This is a genomic window from Mailhella massiliensis (assembly GCF_020741395.1).
Lineage (GTDB): Bacteria > Desulfobacterota > Desulfovibrionia > Desulfovibrionales > Desulfovibrionaceae > Mailhella > Mailhella massiliensis_A.
In genome coordinates this window covers 1-12,308 of sequence record NZ_DYZA01000133.1, presented here as the reverse complement: position 1 = coordinate 12,308, position 12,308 = coordinate 1, and the positions used below count along the sequence as shown (strand labels likewise).

At 63.7% G+C, this 12,308-nt stretch carries 10 protein-coding genes; 8 read left to right on the top strand and 2 right to left on the bottom strand.

The genetic code is table 11. The annotated features are described in order from the left end of the window. From K8W16_RS06725 to K8W16_RS06690, 8 genes are all read left to right on the top strand, one after another. A partial coding sequence (locus K8W16_RS06725; protein WP_304122329.1) for a DegT/DnrJ/EryC1/StrS family aminotransferase occupies positions 1-869 on the top strand: 869 nt, incomplete at its 5' end. Beyond that, positions 866-1,744, top strand: coding sequence for an NAD(P)-dependent oxidoreductase (locus K8W16_RS06720; protein WP_304122327.1), 879 nt, complete (start codon positions 866-868; stop codon positions 1,742-1,744). The genes K8W16_RS06725 and K8W16_RS06720, both read left to right, overlap by 4 nt. A gap of 8 nt (positions 1,745-1,752) precedes the next feature. Beyond that, positions 1,753-3,561 (top strand): thiamine pyrophosphate-binding protein, encoded by a 1,809-nt coding sequence (locus tag K8W16_RS06715; protein WP_304122325.1) that lies wholly within the window; start codon positions 1,753-1,755, stop codon positions 3,559-3,561. A gap of 10 nt (positions 3,562-3,571) precedes the next feature. Next, the gene (locus K8W16_RS06710) at positions 3,572-5,164 is read left to right on the top strand and encodes an aldolase catalytic domain-containing protein (RefSeq protein ID WP_304122324.1); all 1,593 of its coding nucleotides are present in this window, start codon (positions 3,572-3,574) and stop codon (positions 5,162-5,164) included. Beyond that, positions 5,157-6,179, top strand: coding sequence for a sugar kinase (locus K8W16_RS06705; RefSeq protein WP_304122322.1), 1,023 nt, complete (start codon positions 5,157-5,159; stop codon positions 6,177-6,179). Before K8W16_RS06710 ends, K8W16_RS06705 begins: the two co-directional genes overlap by 8 nt. 28 nt (positions 6,180-6,207) lie before the next feature. Then, positions 6,208-7,083: a hypothetical protein gene (locus tag K8W16_RS06700; protein ID WP_304122320.1), complete on the top strand. Its 876-nt coding sequence runs from the start codon at positions 6,208-6,210 to the stop codon at positions 7,081-7,083. Positions 7,084-7,108: 25 nt separating this feature from the next. Continuing rightward, the gene (locus tag K8W16_RS06695; RefSeq protein ID WP_304122318.1) at positions 7,109-8,296 is read left to right on the top strand and encodes a glycosyltransferase family A protein; all 1,188 of its coding nucleotides are present in this window, start codon (positions 7,109-7,111) and stop codon (positions 8,294-8,296) included. Between the two features lie 276 nt (positions 8,297-8,572). Continuing rightward, positions 8,573-9,796 (top strand): bifunctional 2-polyprenyl-6-hydroxyphenol methylase/3-demethylubiquinol 3-O-methyltransferase UbiG, encoded by a 1,224-nt coding sequence (locus K8W16_RS06690; RefSeq protein WP_304122316.1) that lies wholly within the window; start codon positions 8,573-8,575, stop codon positions 9,794-9,796. A 274-nt stretch (positions 9,797-10,070) separates the two neighbouring features. Here the strand turns inward: K8W16_RS06690 and K8W16_RS06685 are convergent, their stop codons facing one another. Both K8W16_RS06685 and K8W16_RS06680 read right to left on the bottom strand, forming a co-directional pair. Next, positions 10,071-11,060, bottom strand: a complete 990-nt coding sequence (locus K8W16_RS06685) for a hypothetical protein (RefSeq protein WP_304122315.1) — start codon at positions 11,058-11,060, stop codon at positions 10,071-10,073. 182 nt (positions 11,061-11,242) lie between these two features. Then, positions 11,243-12,067, bottom strand: a complete 825-nt coding sequence (locus tag K8W16_RS06680; RefSeq protein ID WP_304122313.1) for a hypothetical protein — start codon at positions 12,065-12,067, stop codon at positions 11,243-11,245. Positions 12,068-12,308: the final 241 nt, after the last annotated feature.

Genomic DNA, 12,308 nt, shown 5'->3' with positions numbered 1-12,308 from the left:
CCCTGGGCAACATGTACGACATGGACGCCGTGACGGACTTCTGCCTGCGGCATGATCTCTGGCTGATTGAAGACGGCTGCGACGCCCTCGGCGCGCGCTGGAAGGGACGCTGTGCCGGAACCATGGGGCATATCGGCACCTTCAGCTTCTACCCCGCGCATCATATCACCATGGGGGAGGGCGGGGCCGTCGTCACCGGCGACGCGCAGCTTTACCGCATACTCATGTCCCTGCGCGACTGGGGGCGGGATTGCTGGTGCCGCCCCGGCTCCGACAATACCTGCCGCAGGCGCTTCGGCCTCAGGCTGGGCAGGCTGCCCGCAGGCTACGACCACAAGTACGTCTATTCCCATATCGGCTACAATCTCAAGATCACCGAATGGCAGGCGGCCGTCGGCCTGGAGCAGCTGAAGAAGCTGGACGTGTTTCTGGAAAAGCGCCGCCGCAACGCCGGGGTGCTGCTCAGGGAGCTGGACGACCTGAAGGACGTGCTCATGCTGCCCCGGCACAGCGTGCACTGTTCCCCGTCGTGGTTCGGCTTTCTTATGTGCGTGCGGCCCGAAGCGCCCTTCACCCGGCGGGAGATAGTGGAATACCTGGAGGAGCACGGCGTGGGGACGCGCCTGCTTTTTGCGGGCAACCTGCTCCGCCAGCCCATGATGACGGAGGCCGAGGTGGAGCTGCGCATAGGCTCCGGAGCGCTCATGCGCTCCTGCGACCTCGGCGAAGCACAGTACGCGCTTCTGCCCCATACCGAGTTCGTCATGGCGCGGGGCTTCTGGACGGGCACGGCCCAGAACGTGGATGAGGACGACGAGAGGGAAGTCTCGCGCATCATCCATGAGTTCGTGAGGAGCAGGAAGCCATGAAGAAGATTCTGCTCACCGGCGGCAGCGGCTTCATCGGAAGGAATCTGCGCGAGTCCTTTCTTCGGGAGAAATACGAGCTGCACGCCCCGACGCGGGCGGAGCTCGATCTTGCCGACACCGCGAGCGTGGACGCCTACTTCAGAAAGCATGAGTTCGACGCGGTGCTGCACGGCGCGGTGAAGCCCGGGCACAGGAACGCCCCGGACCGCAGCCGTCTTTTCTATACCAACGTGCGCATGTTCGAGAATCTCGCCCGGCACAGGGACAGTTTCGGCAGGTTCATCAATTTCGGCAGCGGGGCGGTATACGACGCCGCCGCCGACAATGCCGGGGTGCGGGAGCGGCAGCGCTTCCTGCGCATGGGGGAGGATGAGCACAGCTTCTGCAAGTATGTGGTGGCGCAGCGTATCGAGTCCCTGCCCGGCTTCGTGGACCTGAATATTTTCGGCATTTTCGGCAAATACGAGGATTACGCCATACGTTTTATTTCCAACGCCCTGTGCAAGAGCCTGTTCGGCCTTCCCGTCACCCTGCGCCGCAACAGAAGGTTCAGCTATCTCGACGTGAACGACCTGCCCGCCGTGCTTGAGGGCTTCATCGAAAAGGAGGCGAGGTACGCCTCCTACAACGTCGTCCCCGACAGGGTGGCGGAGCTTCGGGACATTGCGGAATATGCGGCCGCCAAGGGAGGAGTGGAAGTGCGCGTGGCGGCCGGGGGGTACGGGCCGGACTACTACGGCTCCAACGCAAGGTTGAGGGAGGAGTTCGGAGAGCTGCGCTTTACGCCGCTTGAAGACTCCATGGACGCGCTTTACGCGTGGTATGCGGACCATAAGGCAGAGCTCGACAGAACGCTCCTCACTTTCGACAGATAGGAAGGATCATGAAGATCAAAGTTGCGCATTACATTTCCCGTTTTCTTGTGGAGCAGGGCATTTCCCGGGTTTTCACCATCACCGGCGGCGGGGCCATGCACCTCAACGACGCCCTCGGCCGCGAGAAGGGGCTGAAGTGCCTGTACCAGCACCACGAGCAGGCCTGCGCCATGGCGGCGGAAAGCTACGCCCGCATCTGCAACCGCCCTGCCGTGGTGTGCGTGACGACCGGCCCCGGCGGCACCAATGCCATTACCGGCGTGGCCGGGGCCTGGCTCGATTCCCTTCCCATGGTCGTGTTGTCCGGCCAGGTGCGCTACGACACCACGGCCCGCTGGTCCGGCCTGAACATCCGCGCCCTGGGCGATCAGGAATTTGATATCTGCAAGGCGGTGGGCTGCATGACTAAGTACTGCGAAATGGTCGTGGAACCCCGCTCCATCAAGGCATGCCTGCAAAAGGCCCTGCACCTTGCGCAGGCGGGCCGCCCCGGCCCCTGCTGGCTGGACATTCCCCTCGATGTTCAGGGAGCCTTCATCGACACGGAGGAGCTGGAAGACTGGGACTCTTCCTCCTTCGACGCCTCCCTGCCCCCGGAGCTTTCCCGGGAAACGGCGGAAGCCGTACGGGAGAAGACAGCCGCAGCCGAACGCCCCGTGCTGTACGCGGGCAACGGCATCCGCATTTCCGGCGGCTGGGAACGCTTCCTGCCCGTGGCGGAAAAGCTGAACATTCCCATAGTCACCGGCTGGGACAGCATAGACGCCGTTTACGACGAACATCCCCTCTACACGGGGCGCGGCGGCATCATGGGCGACAGGGCGGGGAACTTTGCCGTGCAGAACAGCGACCTCGTCTTTTCCCTGGGCAACAGGCTGAGCATACGTCAGGTGGGCTACAATTACAGGACATGGGCCCGCGAAGCCTTTGTCATTGCCAATGATATCGACGCGGAAGAGCTGAAGAAGCCCACGCTCCATGTGGATATGCCCGTGTGGGCCGACGCCGGGGACCTTCTGCGGAAGCTCGACGCCGTGCTTCCCGAAGGCCGCCTTTTCAAGGGGGAAGCCTGGCTTGCGCGCTGCCGGGCGTGGAAGGCCGCCTACCCCGTGGTGCAGAAAAAGCACTGGGAACAGGAGAGTCCGGCCAACGTCTACGCCTTCATCCATGCTCTGAGCAGCCGCCTGGAAGAGGGGCAGATCACCGTGGTGGGCAACGGCTCGGCCTGCGTGGTGGGCAGCCACGCCTATATCATCAAGAAGCGTCAGCGCTTCATCATCAATTCCGCCATGGCCTCCATGGGCTACGACCTGCCTGCCGCCATAGGGGCCTGCATGGCCGACGCCTCCCGGGATATCGTATGCGTCACGGGCGACGGGAGCATACAGATGAACATCCAGGAATTGCAGACCATCATGACGCATCGGCTGCCCGTCAAGATATTCGTCATAAACAACGGCGGCTATCACTCCATACGCCAGACGCAGAACAGCTTTTTCGGAAAGCCCCTGCTGGGCATAGGGCCGGAAAGCGGGGACCTTTCCTTCCCGGACATGGAGAAGATCGCTTGGGCCTACGGCTTTCCCTTCTTCCGCATCAGCGGCAACGGCGAGTTCGATACCATCGACAGGGCGCTCGCCGCAGAGGGGCCTGTCGTCTGCGAAGTCATGGTGGACTGCGGGCAGGTGTTCGAGCCCAAGTCCGCCGCCCGCCGGCTGGAGGACGGCTCCCTGGTCTCGCCGCCGCTGGAAGACATGGCGCCCTTCCTCAGCCGGGAGGAACTTGCCGCAAACATGCTCATTTCACCCGCCGACTGAGGAATATTCCATGGGGCATATCCATCTGCTCGACTGTACGCTTCGCGACGGCGGCTACATCAACAACTGGGAATTCGGCTTCGAGGCCATACGCGGCATAACGCGCAACATAGCAAGGTCCGGCGTGGAATACCTGGAGGTGGGCTTCATCAAGGGCGATACTTTTTCCCGCAACCGCACGGTCTATCCGGACGCCGGCTGTATTGAGGAAATCATTGCGCCCAAGGCCCCGGGCCTCATGTATGCGGGCATGGTGGACATGAGCGACCCGGTGCCGCCGGAAAGGATAGGGCCGCGCCGCGCTTCCTCGCTGGACGCCATACGCGTGATCTTCAAAAAGGACCGGCGGGAGGAGGGATACGCCTTCTGCGCGCAGATGAAGAAGCTCGGCTATGCGGTCTTCGCCCAGCTTGTGGGCACCGACGGCTACAGCGACGCCGAGTTCCTCCAGACCATAGAGCGCTTCAACGCCCTTGAGCCTCATGTCCTTTCCCTGGTGGACACTCTGGGGGCCATTCGCGAGAAGCAGTTCCTGCGCCTGGTCTGCCTTGCCGACAACAATCTGAAGCCGCATATCGGGCTCGGCTACCATTCGCACAACAATCTTCAGCAGGCCTTCGGCAACGCCCGGAGCCTGGTCGAGCTGAACCTGGCCCGCGATATCCATATCGACGCCTGCGTGCTCGGCATGGGGCGCGGGGCGGGGAACCTGAATCTGGAGCTTTTTGCCGAATATCTCAACAGTACGGGAAGAAAGAGCTACAGGCTCGAACCCATGCTGGAAATAGCCGACGCCTATCTTCACGATATCAGGAGGCGGCATTTCTGGGGCTATTCCCTGCCGTACTACCTTTCGGCCTGCAACGGCTGCCACCCGAACTATGCGCGGTACTTTTCCGAAAAGCAGACGCTCACGGCAAAGGCGCTCCATGAGATCATGCGCGGCATGACGCCCGGGGATCGCCGCACCTACAGCCCGGAGACGGCGGAGCAGTACTATCTCCGCTACATGGAGAACTATGTCGACGATGCGGAAACCGTGAGGAAGCTTGCGGAGGCCTTCTCGGGCAGGGCCATACTTCTTCTGGGGCCGGGGGCCGGCATACTTGCCCGGGCGGAGAAGATACGGGCCTTCATCAGGGAGCGGAAGGCGCTCGTGATCTCCCTCAACTTCTACAGCGACATTTTCGGCGCGGACTATATCTTCAGCAGCAACATGCGCCGCTATGTGCATCTTCAGGGCAGGGAAGGGGTCAGGAAGATCGTGACTTCCAATATGAAGGAGGCCGCAGGCTACGACTTCATGATCAACTTTTCCACCTACAGGGCGGGGCCGCAGGAGATAGCGGACAACGCCGCCGTCATGGCGCTCAACATGCTGGAAGCGGCGGGGGTGAGGCGCGTGTATGCGGCGGGGCTGGACGGCTACCGCCGGGAGGGCGCCGTCAACTACTGCAGTGAGGCGCTGGATTTCCATTTTTCCGACAGCTGCGAGCGCCGCAACAAAGCGATTTCCCGGGCGCTGCATGAGCTGGGAAAGCGCATGGATATCCGCTTTCTCACGCCCTCGCTCTATGAAAAGGAGGCATCGATCCATGGCTGAAGCGGTTACTTTCGGCGAGCTTATGCTGCGCCTGTCTCCTGCGGGCTGGCGGCGTTTCGTGCAGGCCCCGGCCTTTGAGGCCTGCTACGGCGGGGCGGAAGCCAACGTGGCCGTTTCCCTTGCGCAGTTCGGCACTTCTGCGGAACATGTCACGAAGCTGCCGGAAGGCCCCCTGGGCGACGCGGCCTGCAACGAGCTGCGCCGCTACGGGGTAGACACGCGTTCCGTATTCAGGGGCGGGGGCAGGCTCGGCATCTATTTTCTGGAGAAGGGCGCGAGCGGCCGCCCCTCCCGGGTGCTGTACGACCGCGAAGGTTCCGCCTTCCGGCGGAGCTCCCCGGAGGAATGGGACTGGGAAAACCGGCTGCGCGGGGCGCGCTGGTTCCACTTTTCCGGCATCACCCCGGCGCTGGGCGAAAACCTGGCGCAGGCCTGCCTTGATGCCTGCCGGACGGCGCGCAGGCTCGGCGCGACGGTGAGCTGCGACCTCAACTACCGCGCCCGCCTGTGGGGCAGGGAAGAGGCCCGGCGCGTCATGAGCATGCTTTGCGGGCATGTGGACGTGTGCATGGCCAATGAGGAAGACGCCTTCAGCGTGTTCGGCCTCGGCCCGGACAGGAAGGCTTTTTTATCGGGCGGGTTCGACACGGAGGCCTACGTCGACCTTGCCGGGGAGCTGCGAAGGCGCTTCGGCTTCGACAAGGTGGCCTTCACCCTGCGCCGTTCCTTTTCGGCGAGCGACAACGGCTGGTCGGCCCTGCTTCTGGATGATGAGGGGGCGCATTGCAGCCGGGAATATTCCATACACCTTGTGGACAGGGTGGGCGGCGGGGACGCCTTCGACGCCGGGCTCATCCACGGGCTTCTGCACGGCATGGGCGGCGCGGAGGCCGTGGAGTTCGGCGCGGCCGCAGGCTGCCTCAAGCAGACCGTCGAGGGGGATTTCAACCTGGCGACGGAAGAAGAGGTGCGCAGGCTTGCGGAAGGCGACGGCTCGGGAAGGGTGCGGCGCTAGGCGCGGCGCCGCCCGTGAAGGAGGCAGGATGAGGCGATATATCATCTGTATCTGCGGCCCGTCCCGGAGCAACGGGGTGAAGGCTATGTACCGCCTTTGCGACCTGTTGCGCGCAAGAGGCTGCGAAGCCTGGATATATCCCGGAGGCGGCGCAAAGAACGACGGATACGGCTACCTTGATTTCATTACCGAAGAGATGGAGCGGAACGATATCGTCGTCTACCCCGAGGTGGTGCGCGGCAATCCGTGCCGTTTCCGCCGCGTGGCGCGCTATGTGCTGTATTTTCCCGGGGTTCTGGGCGGAAGCCGCCGTTTCCGCAGCACGGAGGCCGTCTTTACCTGGGACAAGAAATATTACGATGCCGACGTGCTCTACCAGTCCGGCCTTGAGAGGGACGTTTTTCTCAATTTCCATAAGGAAAGGGACATGGACTGCGTTTTTGTCCACAAGGGCGGCCGCTGGAAGGACGCGCCCGAGCTTGCCGGGCTGACGGAAATCAACATGGACTATCCCGCCACGAGAAAGGAACTTGTGGAGCTTCTGAACAGGACGAGGGTGCTTTATTCCTTCGACGCCCATTCCGTGCTGAACGAGGAGGCGCTCCTGTGCGGCGTCCGGGTGAAGACGGCCACGGAGCAGGGCTGGGAAGATTATGTTTCCTGCGAGCATTTCGACGGGGAGGAGCTGGACGGGCAGGTGGAGCGCTTCATTGCGAAAACCCAGAGCCTGCCCGCTTCTTCCGCGGAGATGTGCCTTCATGGGAGCATGCTGTATTTCCGGTACAAGATATTCATGTACCGGCTTCTTCTCCGCTTTTCGAAAAAGAAGCGCTATGAGAGGAAGATTGCGAAATATCAGCTGAAGATCATCAGGAAATTCATCGGCTGGGACGGCGTTGCCTGACGTTTTCGGCGCAGCGGGAGGGGATATGCATACGATTGAGGACCTGGAGATTTTTCTTCCGACACTGAACAGGCCGAAGTTCCTGAAGGAAGCTTTGGAGAGCCTTGTGGGGCAGAGCGCCGGGATACCGAAGATCACGGTGTTCAACAACGGGACCATGGAAGAGGTTTCGCAAGTCGTTCGGAGCTTCGGCCGGTACGGCGTGACGGAGGTGAGAAGTTCGGGCGGCCTTCTGGAATGTATGGCCCGTGCGGGGGACTTCCTGACGAAGAAATATGTCATGTTCTTTCATGACGATGATATCCTGAACAGCCGTTACCTTGAATATGCGCTGAAGGCGTTGAACACCTATGAGGACGTGGCCTTTGTGACGGCGAAATATACCGCGTTCCGGCAGGGGGAGGCCGCGGACCCGGCGCCTGCCGGGGAAGGGCATTACTTTTTCGAAAAGGGGGAGGCCTTTGCGCAGTATATGTATCTGCATGAGGAAGTGGCCATGCAGACGGCGATTTATGACGCCGGGCTTTTTCTGCGCGTGCCCCGGGAAAGCGGGAGGTACGGGAAGTTTTTCGACTGGCCGTATCTCGTCCGGCTTTCCCGGATGGGCAATACCGTGCTTTTTTCCGACAGGAGGATGTTCCATGTGCGCATCCACGGCGGACAGTGGACCTGGGATGAGAAATCGAGCTGGACCGTGGAAGCCATGATCAACTGGCATAAGCAGTTTTTTGAAGCCATGGGGGCACGGCGCTATTGTTCCCCGGGGTATTTCATGTTCTGCGCCAAGTTCCCTTCGCTGTTCCGGTCCGGCTATGCGAACCTGATATGCGACGCCCTGAAGAAAGAGTGCAGCCTCGGCGTGGCCCTGGAAAAGGCCCGCGAGGCCATAGGCTTCGACGAGGACGACATGCTCGCTCAGGGGCCGGAGAGCATAAGGCTGCTTCAGGATTTTTCCCGCAGGAGATTTTATTGCCGCACCTTCGGCGACGTTCCCTGCGACTGCGCCGTCGGCGTCGTCGACTACCTGACATACCGCGCCCTGTCCGGCAGAAGCGGCGAAGGGCGGCGAAGAGCGGCAGAGGAGGCCCCCGTATCTCTCGCGGAGCTTCTGCGCTGCGATATCATGCGCAGGATAAGCTTTGGGAAGAGAAGAAGGCATTATGAGGAGAAGTACCGGAGGCAGGTATGCAGGCTGACGGGCGGGCGGGGGTGAAGCCTTTGAGGCCCTTGCCGCCCGCCGCACGGCTTTGCCGCACGTTGCAGGGGCCCCGGCGCATGAAGTGTTTTTGCCCCGGTATGCCCGCGCCGGGAAAGCCCGCCCCTTTCCCTCAGCGTTGCGGGGCTTCCTTTTTTCTGCCGGGGCCCTCTGCCCGGGAAGGCCAGCGCACGGTTTTTTCCGGTATCGGCCTTTTCCGGCCTGCGGCGCCCCGGCGCATGAAGTTTTTTCGGGGGGCGTTTTTGTGAGAACGGCATACGGCCCGGAGGAGCTATGGAAGGCGGAAAAGGCGCGCTCAGATACAGGAACCGTATTGATATGACGCATGCCTTCGACACGCATGTGCTGGAAATCAACTTCATCCGCCCCGAAAGCCGTGTGCTCGATGTGGGCTGCGCCTGCGGGGATGTCGGGGCGGCCGTAAAGCAATATCGCCGCTGCCTGCTCTACGGCCTGGAATACGATGCCGACGCGCTCCGCGTCGCCGGGGAGACGGGGGCGTATGCAGCGCTGTCCCGCGTCGACCTCGACACGCTGAGCGGGGAGGATTTTCCCGGGTACCGGGGCTTTTTCGATCACATACTCTGCGGCGACGTGCTGGAACATCTGCGCGACCCCTGGCGCGTGCTGGAGCTTTTGAAAACCTATCTCAAGCCGGAAGGAAGCCTTGTCGCCTCCGTGCCCAACATCGCCCATGCCAGCATCAAGGCGAGCCTTCTTCTCGACGATTTCACCTATACCCCCATGGGTATTCTGGATGAGACGCATATCCGCTTTTTCACCCACAAATCCCTTGCCGAAGGGCTGAGCGCCCGGGGCTGGCGCGTTGAGGACTGCGCCTTTACCTGCACGCAGACCGGAGGCTGGCAGCCGGAGAACCCCTTTCCCCTGCTTTCCGAAGAGGTGAAGCATGCCCTTTTCGACGACTGGCATTCCTTTGTCTGCCAGTATGTCATGAAGCTTGTACCCTCCGGGGAAGGGGCGGAGGCCCTGCTTGCGCGCAACAGGGAGAAGCTTGCCGTGCATGAGCGCAACGCGCCCCCGCCCATCAGGGAAAACAGGGCGTATGAGCTTTCCCGGCTCGGGAAGAGAAGCGCCGAGATCATACGGGAACTGAGGGAGGAAATCGGGCGCGTGCAGGGCTGCCTTGCGCAGGAAAAGGCCCGGGGGGAAGAGCTCTGCGGGCTTATGGAGGCGCAAAGGGCCGTCCTGGAAGAGCAGGGCAGGGTTATGGAGGCGCAAAGGGCCGCCGTGGAAGAGCAGTATCGGGAGCAGGAAGCGAAAAACGCCGCCCTGGAGGAACTGCGCAGGGAGGGGGAGGCGCAAAGGCGGGCCCTTCGGGCAGGGGAGGCCGATATTGCCGGGCTTTCGGCGCGCTGCCTCGACCTTGAAAGAAAGCAGGCAAGGACAAGACGCCATAAGAAAAGGTACAAGGCGGCCTTTTTGCTTACCCTGGCCGCCCTCCTCGCGGGGCTGGGCCTCCGGCTCGGCAGCTGACCCCTTACGGCGCGGTGCCGCCGGGGCTTGCCGCCACTTCGCGCTTTAGGCATGGCTTCAGGGCGGCGCAGGGCGCGCTGCCTTCCTCCGCGCTCTCTTCGCCCCCGGGCTCGGTCTGCTCTTCTGCGGCGCGGGCTTTTCCGGCCTGCCCTGCTTTTCCCGCATGCTTTCCCGCCGGGCTGCTTCCGCCCTCCTGCGGGGCCTTCCGGCCGTGCTTGGGAAATGTTGGGGAAAAGGGCAGGCCTTCTTCCGCCGAGGCCCGGCCTTCCGGGGCTCAGGCAAGGCGGAGCAGGCCCTGCGTCCCGGGCTGTCCCGTCAGGGCGCGGGGCCCCGGCCGAAGCTTCGGCGCGGTGCTGCCGGGGCTTGCCGCCACTTCGCGCTTTAGGCATGGCTTCAGGGCGGCGCAGGGCGCGCCGCCTTCCTCCGCGCTCTCTTCGCCCCCGGGCTCGGTCTGCTCTTCTGCGGCGCGGGCTTTTCCGGCCTGCCCTGCTTTTCCCGCATGCTTTCCCGCCGGGCTGCTTCCGCCCTCCTGCGGGGCGGGGGCCGTCCCGGACTCTTCTTCCCGGCCCGCGAGTATTCCCGCCCGGCAGGGGCTTTTGCCGCATCGGCCGTTTTCCGCAGTCTTGTCCGGCTCCGCCGTCTTCCCGGGGGGTGGGGGCAGGCCGCCTTTGCCCTCGGGGGCCGCGACGCATCCCCCGCTTTTTTCCGGCCCGGGAGCGCCATGTTCGGCAGGCTCCCGCCTTTCCCCGTCCTTTCCGGCGTGCTCTCCGGGCTTTTCTTCCGCCGGGGCATCGGCATGCAGGGCGTCCCGGCAGGCGGCGAGGGCCTCTTCCAGAAGCGGGGCGGGCAGAAGGTCGAGCAGGGCGGCAAGAAGGCGCGCCTTTCCTTCTTCCTCGCCGTCGCGGTGCGGGGTGAAGCGGCGCGCGCACGTCACATTGCTTTCCATGTCCCGGGCAAAGGCCTCCCATTCGCCGCCCCGGCCTTCGCGCAGGCCGAAGCGCACGTTGCCCCAGAAGCGCGCGGCCGCAAGGGCCAGGGGCAGGGCGGGACGGCCTTCGCGGCTCAGGGCAAAGCGGGCGAGTCCCTTTTCCCGGCAGGCGGCAAGCAGGCTGCGCCGCGCTGCGGCTTCGTCGCGCGGCAGGGAGGATGCGGCAAGAAGGGCGCTGCGCTCTTCGCCCACGGCGCGGGCCTGTGCGGCGGAAAGGGGGCCGCGCTGCGTTTCTTCCGGGGGCAGGCCGGTGTGCAGGGCAATATTCTCGTACATGGAGGACTCCTTGAAAAAAATGCGTTCTTTCCGGGCAATCTTCCCCCGGCGCACGCCTGCGGGGGAACTTTTCCGGGCTTCCCGCAGCCTTGCACGGAAGGAGAATACGTCCTTGCCTTCCGCCGGCCGGGGAACTCTGCCCGGCGCGGGGCCCGATATCGCCGTCTCTTTTTCCGGGGCCTTCAGCCCGGGAAGGCGCGGGCGCTGAAGGAAGGGGGCAGGCTTCTGCGCGGGGCGGGCACATGGGGGCAGGTGTAAAAATAGCCGCACCAGCGCGGCGAACACTGCCGGCTTTCCGGCGCGGCCGGGGGAAATATCCCCGCGCCCACCGAGGCGATCATGAGGCGGAACTGCCGGAGTACCAGCGCAAGGTCGGAGGCGCTGCGCGTAGTTTCCACACTCTGGAGCGCGGGCGTCCGGGTGGAAACAAGCACGTCGAAGGCCATGCGCGAAGGCGCCATGCCCGCAGCCTTTCCGAGCGCCGCAGGCCAGAGGGCCGGGGCGGGGGAGGCATGGGCCCTGTCCGCGTTCCATTTGCGCGAGGCCGTGGCCAGGCCGTGCAGCGCGCCCTCCGTGGTGCAGCAGTCCAGGGTGACGGCCACGGGCAGGGGCAGGCCCAGGTCGAGCAGCACCTTCTCCCCCGCCAGAAGGGGGGAAAGGGAGGGCAGAAGCTCGCGGCAGAAAAGCCCGGCCAGGGCTACGGCGTTGTCTTTGCCTTCGCCGATGAGGGCGGGCGCGGAAGATACATCCTCCGGCGCAAGGTGCACGCCCTGAAGCAGTCCGCGTCCGTAGGCCTCGGCCGCCAGGTCGGCCGCCTCCTCCGGGGTGGGGGGCGCGCCTTGCTCCTTCTTGCGGCGCAGGCAGGTAAGGGCAGCCTCGCGCACGCTGCGGCCCACAAGGGCCGGAAGGGAGGGCGGCACGAAATCTTCTTCCAGGTGGCGGCGCCGCCACGCTTCGCCGCAGCGCTGGAATTCCACAAGCCGGGAGGGGGAAAGAAAGTCCGTCATGGCAAGCTCCTGGGAAAAAAGGTGGCGATCCGCCCCGTGCCCCGCGCATGCGGGGAAAAGGGCGGGCCTGTTGCCGGGTCTTTCAGCCTGCCCGGGCAACGGCGCTTCCGCCGGAGGGCCCGGGGGAAGCGGATGAGGTGATATTATACAAATGCAAAATTTAGGTCAAGAATAAATTCTACATTTGCAAAAACAACGGCGAAAAAATATCCGTCCGTCCCCTGAGGAGGGCGGAAAGCCC